The sequence below is a fragment of the Paenibacillus aurantiacus genome, from assembly GCF_042431225.1.
GTDB classification, from domain to species: Bacteria; Bacillota; Bacilli; order Paenibacillales; family Paenibacillaceae; genus Paenibacillus_Z; species Paenibacillus_Z aurantiacus.
The window spans coordinates 315293-334599 of the sequence record NZ_JBHMDO010000022.1 but is presented as its reverse complement, the minus strand read 5'-3'; the positions used below and the strand labels follow the sequence as shown (position 1 = coordinate 334599).

Here is a 19307-nt window from a genome sequence, read left to right as displayed (position 1 = left end):
CGGACCCTCGTCGCCGTAAGCCGTGCGGTGAGCCGCCAGAGCAAGCCTTCGATCCGCTCGGTCCTCGTCTCGCAGGTCAGCGTTCCTCCGGGTGCCAGCCCTGCGCAGCGCTTCTCATGGCGCCCGGTCTCACCAGGTCCGACAAGGGAACAGCCAAGGAGCACTATCCAGCCCGAGCAAGCCGTAACTCCGAGCCTCGCGGCCCGTCCCTAGGCTCGTCCCTGCTCCAGCTTGAGGAAGATGCGCAGCATCGCCAGACGCCAGACAAGGATCATGCCGAAAGCCAGAATAAAGAAGAGACCGGCCGTCTGCGGGATACTGACGTACTGCTCGAGCACGTCGTGCAGCAGCAGGCGGACGATAAATAATGCCAGCAGGATGACGATAAACGTCTTCGATCGCTTCAAGACGATCTCCCCGCCCCTGCGCTCGAGCTTCGACGTACGAATGAGCGGGTAAGCGAACAGAATCGCGCCCGCCGCGAACGCATAGAGCGCCCACAACCACGGGATCCGGGTGTCCGGAACGACAAACATAAGAAATCCGGTCGACATGGCCAGCGGCGGAATGATGATTTTGCGCAGCGAGACCGGGCGGTTGGACGCTCGCAGCCGCATCGCGATGATGCCGCCGCCCACGAGGAGCGACATGAGAATCGACGCCATATGCGAGAACTGGAGCTGAGCCAGGTTGAAATTAAAATTCATCGTACGACTACCTTCTTTCACCTTGCCGCCTCAAAGTGCGGCCTACGTCCTAATCGTACTGTAAACGGGATTGCCCGCGCAATACCGGAACGCTCGCGGCCGACTCCCTTATGCTTTCGCCTTGCGCCTTGCAGCCGACCACTGTACGAACAAGGCGTGGTCACGCTCCGTCTGATCGGCGTATGACAACGCCCAATTGCCGATGGTCGCGCAGAACGCAGCTTCGTCGTCGCCCATCGCCCGCACGATCTCAGCTTCGCTGTGGTACCCGAGCAGCCCCTCCTGCACGTCCGCATCGGCGCGGGCATGCAGCTTGGCCGTCAGCCGGCCCATCGCCTCCAGCACGCCGTGGAGCTCATCCGTCCCCTCCAAGACGTCCAGCTTCAGCCGCTTCTTATAGGGCGAACGCTCGCGCACGTAGAACTGCCGTTCCCCGATCGACAGCGCGCCCAAATACCGGTCGGCCTCATGGTGCATCGCCCGCTGGGTCAGCACGACCCGCTGGCCCTGATGACTCCCGAACAACGTCCAGAATTCTTCCTCGTACGGCATGAAATAAGCGGGTATCGGGGTGCGCACCTCTTTGACCTCGAGCACCGCGTCATCCGCGCCCGTCTCGCCTTCTTCGGGGGCAGCTGCCTCGATCAGCACGTAGAACCGGTCCAACCCGAGCGAAGCCGTGCCTGAGCCGTGTTTGACGGCGATATCCTTAATTTGAAAATGAATCGCGTGCGCCTCCCGCAGCTCTGCCGTCTCCGTATATTGCGGCCATGCGGCGAGCAGCGCCGCCTGTTCGTCGTCCGTCGGCGGCACAAGCTCGTCGGTCTCGGCGAACTGCCGCTCTTGCTGCATCATCGCGGTCACCTTCTCCAGCAGATGATTGTCCTGCCGTTTGCGCAGCTTCCGCAGCAGCTTGCGGACGGGCCCCTCCGCCGTCTCCTCATCGATTACGAAATCCCGGGGATCGTCCTTGCGTTTGGCGAAACGCCGCATTTGCGATCCGTACGCTTCCAAATATGCGCGGATGGCGGACGCCTGCGCCGGCTTATCGAGCCCTTTCATCCGTCCGACGAGCGCGATGCTGACCGACATCCGAAGCAGATCGTACAGATACGAGCCCAGGTAACCTTCGTCGAAGTCGTTCACGTCGTAGACCAGCTTGCCGGACCCGTTACGGAACGCGCCGAAGTTCTCCATATGCAGATCGCCCTGAATCCAAGTCGGCCGCTCCGGCGACGTATGGTAGGGGAACCAAGCCCGGGTCACATCGAAATAGAACAGATAGGCGCTGCCGCGAAAAAAGGAAAATGGCGTCTCCGCCATTTTGCGGTACTTCACCGCGCGCTTCTTGCGATCAAGGCCCATCAGCTTGCCATCGAATTCGTCGAATACAGCCGTCAGCGTCATTTTGCGCAGCTTGTCACGCGTGTGGCGAACCCGGTCTGTCAGCGTTTCCCCGCTTGTATGATTCATAAGGACTCCTCTCCCCTTGCCGTATTCCTGCTTCTTCCAGTGTACGACGCAAGCCCAGCAATTGACAATCGCCCATCCGTTCTCTTACCCTTGATGCAGGAACAAATCTACCTCCCCCACCCCTCCAAAGGAGGGGCCCCAAGGGCGCTGACCTCTGGACTCCAGTGTTAGTGCTAACGTGGTAGTTTGGCGGACGTCGGGCGCTTTCGCACGGGGCACGCTTTTGTCCTCGCGGACAAAGCTTACTTGATTATCTCTATTCACAATGGCGCTCTTTTCTCCCCCCTTGGAGTCCTCTTAGTCCCCCTTGAAGGGTAACCAGAAGGCGAGGCATAAGATTATGTACAACTTGGAAGCTGCTAATTAGCGGGAAACTTGAACAAAGCCGCCCCAGGCGGCTTCGAAGGAGCGGATACGATGATCGCGGATCCCCGCATACAGAAGCTGGTGACGTTGAAGACGATTGCCGAAATGCTCAACCAGTCGGGCGGCTTGACGACGGAGCTGCTGAACGGCGTGCTCGAGAAACTGCTGGCGCTCTCGGGTCTAACGAGCGGCTGGATCCTTTTTATAGAAGAGACGGAATTCGAGTGCGCCTCCGACTTCGCGCTGCCGCCGGCTCTGATGATCGGAGACAAGGCGCCTATGCGCTGCGGCTCCTGCTGGTGCGTAGACCGGTTCCGGGACGGCCGGCTGAACCGCGCCGTGAACATTCTCAATTGCAAGCGGATCGAGGACGCGGAGGAGAACGATTGGGGCGACACGCAGGGCATTACCCATCACGCCACCGTCCCGCTTCGGTCCGGCGACCGCAAATACGGCGTGCTGAACGTGGCGGCGCCCGGCAAGGTGCACTTCAACGACGAGGAGCTCGCGCTGCTTGAAGGCGTGGCTTACCAGATCGGCGGCGCGATTGAGCGGATGCGGCTGTACGCCGCCGAGCAGCAGCGAGCCGAGCTATTCGCGAAGCTCGGCGTGTTCAGCCGCGCGCTGAGCGCGGCCGTCGCCGTCGGCCGCGGCGTCACCGCGGAATGCCAGCTAGCGCAGGGGCTGCCAGCTGCGGTGCCGGCCCCCGAAGCGGCGGAGAACGAGGCGATTACCTCGCCGATAGGCGGCTTGTCCGCCAATGACGAACGCCCCTCGTACGCCATCGCTGCTCGCGAAGGCGCCGACGCGAACGGCGGCCCGGCAACCGCGAATTCCGCAGCTGCAGGCGGCTCGCCTGCAAGCAGCCTTGGCGGCGGCTCCGATGCAGGCACTGCAGAGGAAGGAACGGAAGATCTGCCATGCCGTCTCTACCGGCAGGCCGCCACGCTAATCGGGGAACACTTCGAGTGGCCATTCGCCGCGCTGCTGACGACGGAAGGCGACACGCTCGCCGTCCGCACCGTATACGATGAGGGCCGCGCCGCGACCGTCGACGCGCAAATTCCGCTCGGCGCCTCCAAGTGGCTGCGCGAAGCGGCGCAAGGGCGCGCTCATACCATTAAGCCGGCGGAGGATGCCGCCGAGCTGTCCGCCATACCAGAGCTTGCCGGCATCCTGCCCGGCCTAAGCTATTTGCTCGCCGCCCCCATTCCGTCCGGCAGCGCCCGCAACGCTGGCCTTCTGCTCGTCGGCGACAGGCGCAGCCGCAAGCCAGACTGCGCGCAGGGCGAGGTCGTCGAGGCGCTAGGCGAGCATCTCGCCGTCGTATTCGAAGGCGTGGAGCTCGAGTACAACCGCCGCGAGCTGGCGCGGCTCACCGAGCGCAACCGGCTGGCCCGCGATTTGCACGATTCGGTCTCCCAGATGCTCTTCTCCCTCTCCATGACGGCCAAGGGCGTCGAGAGCCTGCTCAGCCGCGAGGCGACGGCGGAGGCGATCGCCTCCGTGCGCGACATGCAGTCGCTGGCGCAGCATGCGCTCCGCGAGATGCGCGCGCTGATTATGCAGCTTCGTCCCGCCGGGCTCGAGGCTGGGCTTGCGACCGCGCTCGCCGGTTACGGCGCCAAGCTCGGGCTTACCATCGCCACGCAGGTGTCCGGCTTGAGCAAGCTGTCCCGCACCGTGGAGGAAGCGCTGTGGCGCATCGGCCAGGAAGCGCTGAACAACGTCCGCAAGCATGCCGGCTGCACGGAGGCTGATGTCCATCTCCAGCTGCTTGCGGACAAAGCCGTTCTGCGCGTCTCCGACCGCGGCGCCGGCATCGCGCCCGGCAGCGCCAAGGACGGATCGCTGGGCCTCTCCACGATGAGAGAGCGCGCCCAGGCGCTTGGCGGGCAGTTGACGATCACCCGGCCGGCTGGCGGCGGCACGGAAGTCGAAGCGACGGTGCCGCTGCATTTTTGACCATTCCCCCTCAAGCTGAAGGAGCGAAGATAGATGACCATTCGATTAATGCTGGCGGACGACCATGCGATGGTGCGCAAAGGGCTGCAGGTGTTCCTGCATACCCAGCCCGATCTGCTGCTCGTCGGCGAAGCCGCCAACGGCCAAGAAGCGCTGGAGCAAATTGCGCTCCATGCGCCCGACGTCGTGCTGATGGACCTGCATATGCCCGTTCTGAACGGCATCGAGACAACCAGACGGCTGACCGTCTCCCATCCGGAGGTGAAGGTCATCGTGCTGACGTCGTTCTCCGACCAGGACCACGTCTTGCCGGCCATCCGAGCCGGCGCAAAGGGGTACTTGCTGAAGGACATCGAGCCGGAGGAGCTCGTCCGGGCCATCCGCCGCGTCCATCAAGGGCAGGTGGAGCTGCATCCGGATGCAGCGAGCGCGCTGATGAGCGTGGTTGCGGCACCCTCGGCTGCTCCCCCCGCACCATCCGCGCCCGCGCCGCGCAATCCCTTCGAAGAATTGACCCCGCGCGAGCTTGAAGTGCTGGAGCAAATCGCGCGCGGCCTCAGCAACAAAGACATTAGCGATACGCTGCACATTACAGAGAAGACGGTCAAAACCCACGTGAGTCACCTGCTCGACAAATTGAGCGTAACGGACCGGACCCAGGCGGCGATTCTGGCCATCCGCCACGGGTTCGGCGAACCGAATTCGTAGCCTTCCACCGCATCGCGGCACCGCCGATCTCCATCCAAAGTCGTATTCGATTCATTCATTCGGCGGATGCGGATTGCCGCCGAAATTCCGTCCATCTGCCGACGCGGGCAGCCGCACCCCTCTGTACAATAAGGTTAAATCAGCTGATTGGCTTGCGTTCGTAATCCAAAGATTGGGAATGCAGCATTCAGCGAATGTGCTGATTGGTTTGCGTTCGTAATCCAAAGATTGGGAATGCAGCATTCAGCAAGAGAGCGAAAGGATGATCCATGATGAAAATCGCCATTATCGCAGGAAGCAACCGCAAGAACGCCACAAGCACCCATTTGAGCGCCTACTTAGCCCGCCTCATCGAGCGTAACGGCTTCCAGGCTACGCTGTTCGACCTGCACGAGAAGCCGCTGCCGTTCTTCTCCCCCGACGAATACGGCACGACGCATCCGCAAGTGGTCGCGCTGAAACAGACCGTCCTCGATGCCGACGCCGTCGTGCTCGCCACGCCGGAATACCACGGCAGCATTAGCGGCGTGCTGAAGAACGCGCTCGACTTCCTCAGTCAAGACCACTTCAGCGGCAAGCCCGTGCTATCGGTCAGCTCGGCCGGCGGCGCCGTGGGCGTCAGCTCGCTCCAGCAGCTGCAGGCGATCGTCCGTAACCTGCACGGTATCAACGCGCCGGAGTGGCTGTCGATCGGGGGCGCGCAGCGCCGCTGGTTCGAGACGGCGACGCCGGACGAGTACGAGGTCGGCCACGAGATCGGCGACCGCATCCACCGGGTGCTCGATCATTTCCTCGCGCTGACGGCGCAAATTCGCAAGCCGAAAGCCTGAGCAGCCGCATTGACGCTGCACAAGACAAAAAGCTTCGATGCACGTTTCATCGTGCATCGAAGCTTTTTTTGGCATGGCGGTATGCCGCCCCGGGATCGCGGCACGCAATGCTCGGTCACACGTCGGCGGTCAAACTCGTGTTACCGCGTTCACGCTGCACGGCGGCATCCTGCGGGCTTCCCCGCGTAAAACTGCTGGATCTCAAACGCGCAGATACCGCTCGTTGCGAAACGTCGCCGCTGCCCCACTATGTTCATAGAGGCTGCATCGTCCAGCTCCAATTCACCGGTACTGCTTCGTCTTCAGCTCATTCAAGCTCTTGAACGTATAACCCTTCGCCCGGGCGTCGTCGATGATCTGCGGCAGCGCGCCCGCGTTATCCGTCGAGACGGAGTGGAGCAGAATGACGGCACCTGGATGAAGCTGCGCCATGACGCTGTCGTAGGCGAATTTCGCCCCCCGCTGCGCCTTGGTATCCCAATCCTTGTATGCCACCGACCAGAACACATTCGTATAGCCGGCGCCCTTGCTTACCCCGAGCACCCGATCGCTGAAAATCCCCCGCGGCGGTCGCAAATACGCCATCTCCTGCTGCCCCGTCAGCTGCGCTACGGCGTCCTTCACCTGACTCAGCTCGGAGACGATTCGTCCCTCCGGCAGCGTCGTCATGTCCGGATGGCTCCAAGAGTGGTTACCGATCAGATGGCCGTCCGCGACCATCCGTTTCACAAGCTCCGGCTGGTCCTTCACGTAATGGCCGGTGATGAAAAAAATGGCCGGCACTCCTTTCGCCTTCAGCACGTCGAGAATTTGCGGGGTGACGCCGTTCTCGTATCCGCTGTCGAACGTTAGGTACAATTCTTTGCTCGCCGTATCGCCCAGAAAGATCGAACCGTGCTGCTGCAGCAGGTCCATGAAGCCTTCCTGCGCAATCGACGGCAGTTCGCCGTTCTTGCTTTTCTTGAACCCAAAATGAAACGGGCGGGAACCATCGGCACCCGAAGCCGGGGCGATCCCCGCGCCCGCCATTATCGTTGTGATCGCGATCAACGCGACAAAAAAGCGCCGCACCGTCCAACCTCCTCGAAGTCCGGGCTTAAAGCCGGTTATTCAAGGATAGGATGGCGCGGGCGGCGCTTTTCCACACGTTCCAATTAAAGGAATTCTATTAAAAGTCGATTATGGCGTTGTGGTCTGGCTTTCCGTGGTCGTGGACGCCTCAGTCGCAGCGTTCGTCGCCGCCGCGTCGGTCGATGCCGCCGGCTCCGTCGTTGCGGAGGATTCCGTCGTCCCGGTCGTTGTCGTATCCGTCGTTGACGCTTCCGTCGTTGTCGTATCCGCGGTCGCTGAATTCGCGTCCGTTCCCTCCGTCGCCGCCGCTCCGTCTTCCGTCGCCGCATCGTTCACGATGACGCTCGACGTCTCCGGCTCCCACACGACGTTCGACTTCAGCGCCTCGCTCAAGAAACGCAGCGGCACGAGCACGCGGTTGTTCACCGACTGGCCTGGCACGTCCAGCTTGATTTCGGTTCCATTCACATAAGCAACCTTGCTGCCCAGCGTCAGCTTCACTTCGACGCCGTCGCGGGTAACCGTGATCGTCTTCGACGCGGCATCCCATTTCACGTCGGCCTCGAGCGCTTCCGCGATGGCGCGGAACGGCACCAGCACGCGGCCGTCCTTCTTCACCGGCGCTACGTCGAACTTCGGTTCGCTGCCGTTCACGTACGCTTTAACGCCTTTCTTGCCGTTCTTCTCCTTGATCTTGCCAAGCTTCACGTACAGCTCTACATTCGTCGGATCTCCAGCGACCAGCTCCGCCTGCGTATCCTCCGCAGCGTCCGTATCGCCCTTCGCCTCCAGATCGGTGACGATCGCCTCGATCTGCTCTTTCGTCTCAGCCGTCACGTCGATGCCGTATTTCTCTTTCAGCAGCTGGGCGATGCGCTCGCCGGCAGGCTTGTCCTTCGTATTTTTATAGGCATTTTGCAGGCCGTGCTCTTTATCGTGCCCTTTGCCTTTCTTCTTGCCGTGATTATCATCTTCTTTGGCTTTCGCCTCGTTATCCTCAGCGTCCGCATCGTCGTCCTCAGCTTCCGCAGCGACTTCCTTAGCTTCTGCATCATCGTCTTCAACGGCAGCCGAGCCGCTTGTTCCCGCGCTCGCTTCGGCAGTTAATTTAGACTCGTCCGCCTCATCCCCGGCTGATTTCGTTTCCGTTTGACCTGCGCTTTGCTCCTGCTGGACGCGATCACGGTCCTGCTTGCCCTTGGCGGATACAGGTGCCGCCTGTGCTGCCGACATTACGCCAAGCAGCAGTGCCGCCGATAAAACCATTGCCTTGTTGTTCAACTAAGATTGCCCCTCTCGACATGGTGTTCATTATCCCATAGCTCAGTTATACCGGAATGGCAGCGTACGTAGCAATGGATAGTTTTTACCATAGAGCACTCTTTCGAGGGGGGCGCGGTGATCTTGGCATTTTTACGTGGCCGATGAACCGCCTTGGTCCACAATCGCTTTCACCCGGCCGACCTGGCCGTTCTGCAATCGAACCTTGATTCCGTGCGGATGGTTGGGCGATTTGGTCAGCAAATCCTTCACGACGCCGCGGGTCAGCTTGCCGGTCGGCTGGTCCTGTTTCAATACGATATCGACGGTCATGCCCGGCCGGATCGCCGCGCGCTGTTGTCCGTTATTGTTCATTTTAGAAAGCTCCTTTGCTTGCACGGTTTGACTACTAGCGTACCATTACGGGGACCGCCCGCTCAAATCCGCTGAAGATTTTTCCGGATGTTGCATCGTACATGCTCTTAATTCTACCGAATTTTGCACCGATATAAAGAAGATAACGACGATCTTAGGGGGAACTTCCTTGGCAGCAAGCATACGCCAGCTATATGATTCGATCACCCGGCCAGCCCCCGAACTGGATGAATTGACCGCGCTGTTCGCATCGCGGAACCGGATCGTGGCCGCTCTTTTCTTTCTTCTCTTCCTCGGCAATTTGGCCGGCTATCTCGCCAGCGGCCTCGCCTCGGAGGAAGCGCCGGTGCTCATGGCGGCCTTCCTTGCGCCGAGCGTCGCGATCACGCTGCTGAACAAACGCGCAGCCACCGTCAGGTTCGGCCCTGCGGTAGCGGTACTCATGTTCGGCTTCATGAACGTCTTCCTGCAACTGACGCTCGGGACCGACGCGGCGCCCGTCAATCCGGGCACGACGCTCGCGTTCGCCGCGCTCTTCCTGTTGTATCCTTCGTTCAAGCCGGTGCTGTCGTATTACATCGTCACGATCGCGAGCAACGTTATCCTGATCATGCGTTATCTTGGCAGCGATGCCGGCGCGGCCGCTAACAAAGGCGAGCTGATTCCTTCGCTCCTCCTACCGCTCGTTATTGGCGCCGTGGGCATGACGATCATCAGTCTGCTATCGGCGCGCATGCTGCGCAGCTTGTTCCTGCGCGGCGAGCAGTTCGCGCGGGAGAAAGCGAAGCGCGACGAGCTGATGGCCAATATGCAGGAGGCGATCGGCGTCCTCAACGACTTGAACGAACGGCTGCGCGATAACGTCGCGCACGCGTCGGAGAATACCGGCCTGATCGCGACGGGACTGCGCGAAGTGTCGCAAGGCTCGGAGCTTCAGGCCGCGAGCATCGCGGATATCTCCGGCTTGCTGCAGTCGACGAATCAAGCGATCGGCCACGTGACGAACCGCTCGCAGGCGGTCAAGTCCAGCTCGGTCGACACGGCTGCCGTGACGGAGGAAGGCCATCGCCGCATGTTGGAGCTGAAGGAGAAGATTCAAGAGGTCGATAGCGTAGCCGCGGAAATCAAAGTGACGCTCCGCGAGTTGAACACGCAGAACGGCCAAATCGCCGACATTCTCGCCACGATCACCGAAATTTCCGCCCAGACGCATCTGCTCGCGCTGAACGCCGCCATCGAAGCGGCCCGCGCGGGCGAGCACGGCCGCGGATTCGCCGTCGTCTCCGGCGAGGTGCGCAAGCTGGCCGAGCATTCGAACGCCTCCACGTCGCAAATTAGCGACATTTTGACCTCGCTCCAAGGCAAAAGCAGCGCGCTGGTTCGCCAATTCGCACAGGTCGAAGAGACGATCGCGCACAGCAAGCAATCGGCCGAAGCCTCCGAAGAGGTGTTCCGCCAAATTTCCGCCATCGCGGGGCAGGTATTGGAGGAAGCATCGGAGGTCGAACGCCAGAACCAGGCAATTCAGCGCTCCTCCGATCACATTATCGACGAGGTGAACACGATCGCCGGCGTGACGGAGCAATCCAGCGCCCTAGCCGTGCAAATCTCCTCCAACATGGATCGTCAGAAGAGCGTGGCGGACGAGATCGCCAGCAGCTTCCACAAGCTCGACGCCCTGATCGGCAGCCTGCGGCGCATGGCGCAAGAAGAACGCGAATAGTTCCCGCTTAAGAAAGAAGCCGCGACTGCACGGCTTCTTTCTTTTTGTGCGATTCTGGCGAGGGCTGCCTGCGTCGAGCCGGCCCTCTGACCTCGCGCTGCCCGACCGGTCTCTTCTCTATTGGATGCCCGCGCCTATACGACTCGGCATCGGGGTAAGATAAAGGTAGAGGTGATGATGATGAAGGAATGCACAATAACGAAATCAGACCAGCGAACGCATGGTTCCCGTCGCAACAACCGCCGCCTGCGCACCCGCCTGATCGCTTACATGGCGTCCGTCTTGTTAGCGGCGTCTATGCTGCCGGCGCACGGCGACCGTGAGGCTGCCGCTGCAGAGGGCTGCCGAACCGATAATCACGGCATCCGACTGACGGCGGACACCTCAGGGGAATCGCCCCATTTCACGTCCATTCAATTTCTGAACGCTTCCACGGGCAGAGCGGCAGGGAACGGCTTCATGCTCGGCACGTCGGATGGCGGATGCCACTGGCAGTCGATTTACAGCGGCAAGCTCGATTTCGCGCAGATGGATTTCGTGACGAACTCGCTCGGCTATGTCCTGGCCCGCGCGACGCCCGAAGGTCCGGCGACGCTGCTGCGCACGGCGAACGGCGGCGCCAGCTACAAACCGGTCCCCAATGGCGGCAATCGCTTCGCGCGCATTGATTTTCGGTCGGCGCTGGAAGGCTTCGGCTATGCGGTCAACGATAGTTCCGCCTATTACACGGCCAACGCGGGAGTGAAGTGGAGCAAGCTGCCGACGCCGCCCAACACGCGCGGGACGCAATTCTTCTCGCCGAAGGAAGGCTGGGCGGTCGCGCTCGTACCGGGCGGCTATCAGGTGAAGCGCACGACGGACGGCGGGCGGACGTGGACGACCCGGCTTCAAGCATCTTCCGCCGCCGGCGTGGGCGGCGCTGTCTACGGCGCGGACAGCCGCGATGTCTGGGCGCTGCTGTACGGCGGATCCGGCATGTCGCAGACGTCCTATTCGCTCTTCCATACGAAAGACGGCGGCGCCAGCTGGAAGCAGGTCGTCTCGAACGCCACGGCAGGCGGCGGACCCGCACCGGGTCCTGCTATGAAGGCCGGCAAGCTGCCCGGACCTCCCGGCAGGCCCTCCGATATGGCGACGCCCGACCTGCGATCGGCTTATCTTCTGACCGGAAGCGGCGCGATGGACACCCTCTCGCTCGGCCGGACGCTGAACGGCGGCAAGTCGTGGCGGAACGGCAGCGCGCCTACCGGCTTCGAAGGGGCGCTCTCGTTCCCCGCGGCCAAGTCCGGCTGGCTCGCCGTCACGAGCTTGACCGGCTCGGCGGTCTACGCCACGCGCGACGGCGGCGCGACGTGGTCGAAGACGTTCGCAATCCCGTCCGACTGACCCGCGTGCCGAAATCCGTCAAACTTGCCGTGCCGCCTATTCCCCCGGCTGCAGGCCGCGACTCGACGCCGCGCGACGCTTACCGGGGTCGCGTACCTTGCGACTAGTCTGGACGCTCCTTACCCGGACGCGCCGTTTTCCACGCCCGCTTGCGGGTTGAAGACGGCGTGGCCCGGGTATTTTTTTCTTATCGAGGCACAGTCCGTACTTGCTAGCCTTGCATAAGGAGACGATAACGATGCGAAAGCGACTTGCGCTCATTATACTCTTGGTGCTCGTTATAATACTGATCGGCTATTGGATAGACGCTGTGTAGTTAAGCCGCCAGCCATGGACGTTTCCCCGCCCGTACAACCCTGCCCGATTTCGCGTTGACAGCCTTCATGAGAATGAATATCATTGAGAATATACATACAGACCAACCGTGAAAGGCTGGGTACGGACGATGAAGAAGATCAGATATTGCTGCCGCAATTTCCGCACCGGATCGAAGTCGGTGTACAAGACGCTGAAGAGCGAATTCCCCGACTTGAAGCAGAAGAAGAAGGATTGCCTGGGCAACTGCCGGATGTGCGCCAAGCAGTGCATGGTCACGATCGGCAAGAAGGAAGTCGTCGTCGCGCCGACGGCTGAAGCGCTGTATGGCATCCTGAAAGCCCGCATTGGGTAATTTGTCCATCTCAGGTGGGCTAACGACGGACGAGTGTGGTACACTAGAGAAGCGAATGCGGCTCCTTGGCTAGCGTGCGTCATGCATCCTGCGGGGAGCCGCTGCTTTTTGATTTCCACACGACGACGAAGGAAAGGTGCGTGAAGCCCCATGAATGAAATGCTCAGCCGCGCGTTAAACGACCAAATGAACTTCGAATTCTATTCCGCCCATGTCTATCTGGCCATGGCTGCCTACTGTTCCGGCGAAAGTCTGGACGGGTTCGCCAACTTCTTCATCGTGCAGGCGGAAGAAGAACGGTTTCACGCCATGAAAATTTATAAATTCCTCAACGACCGCGGACACCGCGCCACGCTGGCCGGCATGGAGACGCCGCAGAACGAATACGACTCGATCCTGCAAGTGTTCGAGCACGCGTATGAGCACGAGAAAGTCGTCACCGCCCGCATTTATCACCTCTCCGACCTGGCCTTGAACGACCGTGAACATGCGACGATGCAGTTCCTGAAGTGGTTCATCGACGAGCAGGTCGAAGAAGAAGCGATGTTCGACAGCATCATCAACAAGCTGAAGCGGATCGAGAAGGACAGCAACGCGTTTTACATGCTCGACAACGAGTTCGCCGCGCGTTCGTTCACGCCGCCGTCTTCGGAGAAATAGGACAAGCCTTTCAAGGAAGCGATGCGCCGCTCTGGCCGTTCGCTTCCTTTTTTGATGGTCGAGACGGCCTGCCGCATGCCATACTATACCCGGTTATCACCGCCGGTCGTCACAAAACCGCCCCACACCGTGTGATTTGGATCACACATGCCCGTTAATCGAGTCGGTACAATAAGTACATATCCACTACCGAAGAGAAAGAGGGAAGCGCGCATGCTCAACGAAAAGACGATCGCCATCATCAAATCGACCGTCCCGGCTCTCGAGGTGCACGGCACTGCCATTACGACTCGTTTCTACCAACAGATGTTTGCCGCACACCCCGAACTGCTGAATATTTTCAACCACGCCAATCAAAAGCAGGGACGCCAGCAGACCGCGCTCGCCAATGCCGTCTACGCCGCCGCCGTTCATATCGACCGCTTGGAAGCGATTCTGCCGGCCGTCAAGCAGATCGCCCACAAGCACCGCAGTCTAGGCGTCAAGGCGGAACATTACCCGATCGTCGGCCATCATCTGCTCGGAGCGATCAAAGACGTGCTCGGCGACGCCGCGACGGACGAGATTCTTGGCGCGTGGGGAGAAGCCTACGGCGTCATCGCCGACGCCTTCATCGGCGTCGAAGCGGAGATGTATGCGCAAGCGGAGAAACAAGAAGGCGGTTGGGCCGACTTCAAGCCGTTCAAGGTTGTGCGTAAACAGGCCGAAAGCAGCGTCATGACCTCCTTCTATCTGGAACCGGCGGATGGCTCGCAGCCTGCGTCCTTCGCGCCAGGCCAATATGTCAGTGTCAAACTCACTGTACCGGGCGAGACGTACACGCACATCCGCCAGTACAGCCTCTCCGGAGAGCCAGGCCAAAGCGCGTACCGCATTACGGTCAAGCGCGAGAGCGGCGCCGGTCAGCCAGACGGCATCGTCTCCAATTATTTGCACGAGCGCTTGAACGAAGGCGACGCCGTAGAGCTGTCCGCGCCGGCGGGCGACTTCACCTTGGCCGCCTCGGAGGGTAACGCTCCGGTTGCGCTCATTAGCGCCGGCTCCGGCATTACGCCGATGATCGGCATGCTGCGCCAGCTGAAGCATCAAGGACGCCCGGCGATCTTCCTGCACTCCGCGCCGAACGGCGGAGAGCACGCATTCCGCGAGGAAGTGCGGAAGCTGGCGGAGAGCGGAAGCGGCATCGACGTCCGGTACGCTTACACGCGGCCGACCGAGGAAGACCGCGACGCAGGTGAAGGCGCGGCGCATTTCGGACGCATCGATGAGGCGTGGCTCCGCGCCGCGCTGCCGCAGGACGTGGCCGATTGCTATATTTGCGGTCCGGCCGACTTCATCAAACAGGTCTACCGCGGTTTGAAAGCGAATGGCGTACCGCCCGAGCGCATCCATTACGAGTTCTTCGGGCCTGCGGCCAGCGTGGACGCGGAGGACTAAGACTCGGCGGGGTGCGTGAAGGCCGTTCCGCGACACGCGATAGTCGGTGGGGCGCCACTATTGCTGGCTAACCGCCAGCTGCGACACGCGACAGTCGGCTGGGGGCTACTATTGCGAGCCGGTCGTTCGCTGCGACACGCAACAGTCGGCCTGACGCCGCTATTGCCCCACCGCCTCACTCACTATAGGTATCGAAAAAAGCCGCAAGCATCACGAATCCCGTGACGCTTGCGGCTTCTTCGCGCGCAGCAGCCGGTTCACCGTCTCCCGGCGAAGGCCGAGCAGCTGACCAATCTCTTCTTGGGTGAGCAGGTCGCCAAGCGGCGTATCCTGTACGTACGCGCCGAACCACTCCTGCAGGCGGCCCAGCTTCTCCGCCGGCTCGAGCGCGGTCAGCTGATCGATGCGCTGCTGCATCATCCGCAGCTTCGCCTGCAGCAGGAGCGCCGCCTCCCGGTAGCGGGCCGGATCGCGTTCCATCGCGCCGTACCACTCGTCCGGCGGGATCACCGTCACCTCGCAGGTCGTCAGCGCGATGGCGGTGCCGTGATATTCTTTGGGGCTGATTAGCGAATGGTGGGGGATCACTTCGCCGGGCGTGAGCAGGTTGAAGATGAACGCGCCGCCGTCCGGGTGGAGACGCACGACCTTGAGCAGACCGCTTTCGATCCGAAACAGCGGCCCTTCCTCCCCTTGCCGAAACAATGATTCACCTTTATGAAATCTCATGTCGTATGATTCGCGCCCTCTTAGTCGAATAATCCTTTAATAAAATTGAATACATCCGCGGTGAACGGCAGGATGCCGAAACCGTGCTCGCCAATGGCTACGCCGCCGTAGGCCGTCTCTCCGATCGCGACCGCGCCGAGCACGTGCTGGCCAATGGCAACCGCCCCCAGCGCCTGCTCCCCGATGGCGACCGCGCCAATCGCATATTGCCCAATGGCGACCGCGCCCGCAGCCAGCTCGCCGATGGCGACTGCTCCGCCCGCCAGGCTCGAGACCGCCACCGCGCCGAGCCCGAGCACCCAGCCGAGCGCCACTGCGCCGAAGGCGAGGATGCCGACGCTCACTCCGCCCAGCGCGATGAGCCCGACGGCCACGTCGCCGATCGCGATCAGTCCCACCGCCACCTTGCGCCGCCCGCCCCGCGTCCCGCCCAGCCGGATCCTCACGACGGGGAATCCGGTCGACGGCCATTGATAATCGATTTCCTGCCCGTCGTTCCATGGACTGCCATACCGTTTGAACCTGCCCAAACGCCCCCATTGAAACATCCGAACGCCACCCTCTCGTCTTCCGTTTGTCTCTATTGTAATCCTTATGCGCCGGACAGCCAATCATGCCGCGCGCCGATTCCCGCCTCGGTCTCAAGGTGGAGATCCTCACCGCCAACCGAATCCAAACTTAAACCAATCAAACAAAATTAAACACACAATCTTAATATAGGGTTTACGCTCATTTTACACTTCCCGCCTAAACTTAGGCTGTACAACCAAGACATGATCGATTAAACACAACACACTCCACAATCACAACTTGTTATGCCAGTACGAGAGCTGCCTGCATGGCTGGATTCGCTCAAGCCATTGCCGATTCTACTGTCCTTGCCGAGTTAAAGGCTGCTTCCGCTCAAGCCGTCGCTTCTTCCGTTGGTCGCGGCGCGATCAACGGCCGGCTCCGGTCAATCACTGCCATTTTGCCATCTCCGCTCGTAAATCGTCATCTCGGCGGGCCGGACGCACGGCAACAGTCCCCCTTGTCCCACCAATCTCGGAGCATGTCGTACAGGGACGCTACGCAATTCACTACAAAGGAGGTCGCAAGCGCGCATATGGAATCCCTCATGCTTGAAGGCATACACAAACGGTTTGGCGCGTTCGAAGCGCTCCGGGACGTCACGCTGACGATTCCCAAAGGCAAGTTCACCTGTCTGCTCGGCCCGAGCGGCTGCGGCAAAACGACGATGCTGCGCATCATCGCCGGGTTGGAACACCCCGATCGGGGCGCCGTCCGGCTCGGCGGCCGGGACCTGACCCCGCTCCCGCCGGCGAAGCGCAATTTCGGCATCGTGTTCCAATCGTACGCGTTGTTCCCGAATCTGACCGCCGGCGCCAACATCGCCTACGGGCTGAAAGGCAAGCTGCCGCGCGCCCAGATTAAAGCGAAGGTGCGCGAGATGCTGGAGCTCGTCGGCCTGCCGGATATTCAAGACCGGTACCCGGCACAACTCTCGGGCGGTCAGCAGCAGCGGGTTGCGCTGGCGCGGGCGGTCGCGCTCTCCCCGGAGGTATTGCTGCTCGACGAGCCGCTCTCCGCGCTCGACGCCAAAGTGCGCGTCCATCTGCGCGATCAGCTGTGCCTGCTTCAAGAGCGGCTCGGCATCACGACCGTCATGGTCACGCACGACCAAGAGGAGGCGCTGACGATGGCCGACCACGTCGTCGTCATGGATCAAGGGCGCGTCGCGCAGACGGGCACGCCCGAAGAAATCTACGAACGCCCCCGCACGCCGTTCGTCGCCGACTTCATCGGCGCGATCAACTTCATTCCGGATGGCGGCGCGGCAGGGGGCGTACAGGCGGTGCGTCCGGAGCAGATCAAGCCGCTCGGCGCGCATGAAGCGCCCGAGGCCGGCTGCACCGTGCTCGCAGGCACGGTGGCGCACGCCGAGTTCCGCGGCGCGTATTATCGCGTCAGCCTGCTGCCCGAGCAGCCTTACGTGGACGCGGCGCCGGTGCTCGTCGACGTACCCGCTCAGCTCGCGCGCATGCTGAACCTTGCGCGCAGCGCGCCGCTTCGGCTGCAGCTGCCGGCCGGGGAGCCGCTTCGTTACCCGGCCGAGGCGCTGAACGCCCAAGGGAGGCGTTCCTCCTGATGCCGGATATCGAAACCGCCGCCTACCGCCCGTCCAGCGCCGTGGTCATGCCGCGCCGGCGCCGCCGATGGGGACGCGCGGAATGGATGCAGGCCATCCTGCTCCTCCTGCTGCTGCTTGCCATGACGGTCCTGGTCGCGCTGCCGCTCGCCGCGCTCTTCCGCCAGGCGTTCCTGACGCGTGAAGGCGAATTCGCCGGCCTGTCCTACTTCCGGGCGTATCTCGAATCGCCAGCCTTGCTGCAATCGCTGGGCAATACGATCTTCATTTCGTTCATGACGACCATCATTGCCGTCCCGCTTGCCTTCCTGCTGGCTTATGTGCTGACGCGCACGGACATCCGGGGCAAATCGCTCTACAAAGCGATGGCGCTGCTCCCGCTGTTCGCGCCGACCATGATGCACGGCATCGGCCTCGTCTACTTGTTCGGACATCAGGGCGCGATCACTACCGGCTTATTCGGCTGGCTTCCGTTCGAGCTGCGCATTCCGCTGTACGGCAAGGTCGGCATTATCATGTCCGAGGTCGTCTATACGTTCCCGCAGGCGTTCCTCATCTTGTCGGCCGCGCTCGCGATCAGCGATTACCGGCTGTATGAAGCGTCGGAGACGCTCGGGGCGGGCAAGCTTCGACAGCTGCTCACTGTCACGCTGCCTTCGGTCAAATACGCCCTGATCAGCGCTACCATCGTCTGCGCGACGCTCAGCTTCACCGACTTCGGCGCGCCGAAGGTCGTCGGCGGCCAGTACAACGTGTTGGCGACCGACATGTTCAAGCAGGTCATCGGCCAGCAAAACATGGCGCTCGGCGCAGTCGTCAGCATCGTGCTGTCGCTGCCTGCCGTCGCGGCATTCCTCATCGACCGCATCGCGGCGCGCAGGCAGCAGGCCTATGTTACCTCGCGCTCCACGCCATACGCCGTTCGGCCGGGACGGCTGCGCAACGCGCTGGCTCACTCATACGCGTCGTTGATCGCGCTTGCGATGCTGCTGCTGCTCGGCGCGGTCGTCATGGCGTCGCTCGTGAAGGCGTGGCCTTACAATTTGACGCTCACGCTGGCCAAATATCAGTTTGCCGACGCGGCGGCAGGCGGGCTCGCCCCGTTCTGGAACAGCGTCCGGATGGCCGCCTGGACCGCGCTCGCCGGCACGTTCATCACCTTCGCCGCCGCGTACATGATCGAGAATATCCGGATTTTGCGCGCGCTCCGTCAAGCCAGCTACTTCCTGGCGATCGTGCCGCTGGCGCTGCCGGGCCTTGCCATCGGGCTTGCGTACATATTCTTCTTCAATGATCCGGCGAATCCGCTGCACATCCTGTATGGCACGATGGCGGTGCTCGTCCTGGCGAACGTTGCGCACTTCTACTCGGTGCCGTTCATGACGGCGACGACGTCGCTCAAGATGATGGACAAGGAGTTCGCGCATGTCTCCGCGTCGCTTGGCGTCTCGTGGCCGCGCTTCTTCGCCCGCATCGCGCTGCCGCTGTCGCTTCCCGCGATTTTGGAGATGCTCGTCTACTTCTTCGTGAACGCGATGGTCACCGTATCGGCCGTCATTTTCCTATACGGGGCCGACCTGAAGCTCGCGTCCGTGGCCATCGTCAGCATGGACGACGCCGGGGACACGGCCAAGGCCGCCGCCATGTCGGTTCTGATCGTCGCCGCCAATCTGCTGGCGCGTCTTGCGTACGAGGCCATCTCGGCACTGCTGCGCAAACGGACTTCGGGGTGGCGCAGCCGATAATCGGCGCGCACCACGCGCTACAAGCCCCGGCCTATTCCGTACACGCGTCCGAT

The 19307-nt window shown here is 61.7% G+C and carries 17 protein-coding genes; 10 read left to right on the top strand and 7 right to left on the bottom strand.

Annotated elements, in window-relative coordinates:
- Positions 1-209: 209 nt before the first annotated feature.
- Both ACFFSY_RS13055 and ACFFSY_RS13050 read right to left on the bottom strand, forming a co-directional pair.
- Positions 210-707: a CcdC family protein gene (locus ACFFSY_RS13055; RefSeq protein WP_377494520.1), complete on the bottom strand. Its 498-nt coding sequence runs from the start codon at positions 705-707 to the stop codon at positions 210-212.
- Between the two features lie 108 nt (positions 708-815).
- Positions 816-2180, bottom strand: coding sequence for a DUF2252 domain-containing protein (locus tag ACFFSY_RS13050; RefSeq protein ID WP_377494518.1), 1365 nt, complete (start codon positions 2178-2180; stop codon positions 816-818).
- A gap of 417 nt (positions 2181-2597) precedes the next feature.
- On the opposite strand from ACFFSY_RS13050, the gene ACFFSY_RS13045 reads away from it, so the two are divergent.
- The 3 genes from ACFFSY_RS13045 to ACFFSY_RS13035 all read left to right on the top strand — a co-directional run bounded on the left by ACFFSY_RS13045 (position 2598) and on the right by ACFFSY_RS13035 (position 6049).
- Entirely contained in the window at positions 2598-4511 is a 1914-nt protein-coding gene (locus tag ACFFSY_RS13045) for a sensor histidine kinase (protein ID WP_377494516.1), read from the top strand.
- A 33-nt stretch (positions 4512-4544) separates the two neighbouring features.
- The gene (locus tag ACFFSY_RS13040) at positions 4545-5219 is read left to right on the top strand and encodes a response regulator (protein WP_377494514.1); all 675 of its coding nucleotides are present in this window, start codon (positions 4545-4547) and stop codon (positions 5217-5219) included.
- Between the two features lie 272 nt (positions 5220-5491).
- A complete protein-coding gene (locus ACFFSY_RS13035; RefSeq protein WP_377494512.1) occupies positions 5492-6049 on the top strand; it encodes an NADPH-dependent FMN reductase in 558 nt (185 codons plus the stop codon).
- Positions 6050-6331: 282 nt separating this feature from the next.
- Here the strand turns inward: ACFFSY_RS13035 and pdaA are convergent, their stop codons facing one another.
- From pdaA to ACFFSY_RS13020, 3 genes are all read right to left on the bottom strand, one after another.
- On the bottom strand, positions 6332-7078 hold the full coding sequence (pdaA, locus tag ACFFSY_RS13030; protein WP_377494957.1) for a delta-lactam-biosynthetic de-N-acetylase: 747 nt from the start codon (positions 7076-7078) through the stop codon (positions 6332-6334).
- 150 nt (positions 7079-7228) lie between these two features.
- Positions 7229-8401 (bottom strand): copper amine oxidase N-terminal domain-containing protein, encoded by a 1173-nt coding sequence (locus ACFFSY_RS13025; protein ID WP_377494510.1) that lies wholly within the window; start codon positions 8399-8401, stop codon positions 7229-7231.
- A 132-nt stretch (positions 8402-8533) separates the two neighbouring features.
- Positions 8534-8755: a YwbE family protein gene (locus ACFFSY_RS13020; RefSeq protein ID WP_377494508.1), complete on the bottom strand. Its 222-nt coding sequence runs from the start codon at positions 8753-8755 to the stop codon at positions 8534-8536.
- 169 nt (positions 8756-8924) lie between these two features.
- On the opposite strand from ACFFSY_RS13020, the gene ACFFSY_RS13015 reads away from it, so the two are divergent.
- The 5 genes from ACFFSY_RS13015 to hmpA all read left to right on the top strand — a co-directional run bounded on the left by ACFFSY_RS13015 (position 8925) and on the right by hmpA (position 14631).
- Positions 8925-10478: a methyl-accepting chemotaxis protein gene (locus tag ACFFSY_RS13015; RefSeq protein ID WP_377494506.1), complete on the top strand. Its 1554-nt coding sequence runs from the start codon at positions 8925-8927 to the stop codon at positions 10476-10478.
- Positions 10479-10652: 174 nt separating this feature from the next.
- A complete protein-coding gene (locus ACFFSY_RS13010; protein WP_377494504.1) occupies positions 10653-11864 on the top strand; it encodes a beta propeller repeat protein in 1212 nt (403 codons plus the stop codon).
- Between the two features lie 445 nt (positions 11865-12309).
- Positions 12310-12534 (top strand): DUF1450 domain-containing protein, encoded by a 225-nt coding sequence (locus ACFFSY_RS13005; protein WP_377494502.1) that lies wholly within the window; start codon positions 12310-12312, stop codon positions 12532-12534.
- A gap of 150 nt (positions 12535-12684) precedes the next feature.
- Positions 12685-13194, top strand: coding sequence for a ferritin (locus ACFFSY_RS13000; RefSeq protein ID WP_377494500.1), 510 nt, complete (start codon positions 12685-12687; stop codon positions 13192-13194).
- Between the two features lie 213 nt (positions 13195-13407).
- On the top strand, positions 13408-14631 hold the full coding sequence (hmpA, locus tag ACFFSY_RS12995) for an NO-inducible flavohemoprotein (protein WP_377494498.1): 1224 nt from the start codon (positions 13408-13410) through the stop codon (positions 14629-14631).
- 210 nt (positions 14632-14841) lie between these two features.
- Here the strand turns inward: hmpA and ACFFSY_RS12990 are convergent, their stop codons facing one another.
- Both ACFFSY_RS12990 and ACFFSY_RS12985 read right to left on the bottom strand, forming a co-directional pair.
- Positions 14842-15360, bottom strand: coding sequence for a Crp/Fnr family transcriptional regulator (locus ACFFSY_RS12990; RefSeq protein ID WP_377494496.1), 519 nt, complete (start codon positions 15358-15360; stop codon positions 14842-14844).
- Positions 15361-15380: 20 nt separating this feature from the next.
- Positions 15381-15908 carry a hypothetical protein gene (locus ACFFSY_RS12985; protein WP_377494494.1) on the bottom strand — a complete coding sequence of 176 codons (528 nt, stop codon included), beginning with the start codon at positions 15906-15908 and terminating at the stop codon, positions 15381-15383.
- A 557-nt stretch (positions 15909-16465) separates the two neighbouring features.
- On the opposite strand from ACFFSY_RS12985, the gene ACFFSY_RS12980 reads away from it, so the two are divergent.
- Together ACFFSY_RS12980 and ACFFSY_RS12975 are read left to right on the top strand one after the other, a co-directional pair.
- Positions 16466-17509: an ATP-binding cassette domain-containing protein gene (locus ACFFSY_RS12980; protein WP_377494492.1), complete on the top strand. Its 1044-nt coding sequence runs from the start codon at positions 16466-16468 to the stop codon at positions 17507-17509.
- 47 nt (positions 17510-17556) lie between these two features.
- Positions 17557-19254, top strand: a complete 1698-nt coding sequence (locus ACFFSY_RS12975; protein WP_377494955.1) for a putative 2-aminoethylphosphonate ABC transporter permease subunit — start codon at positions 17557-17559, stop codon at positions 19252-19254.
- The last annotated feature ends 53 nt before the right edge of the window (positions 19255-19307 follow it).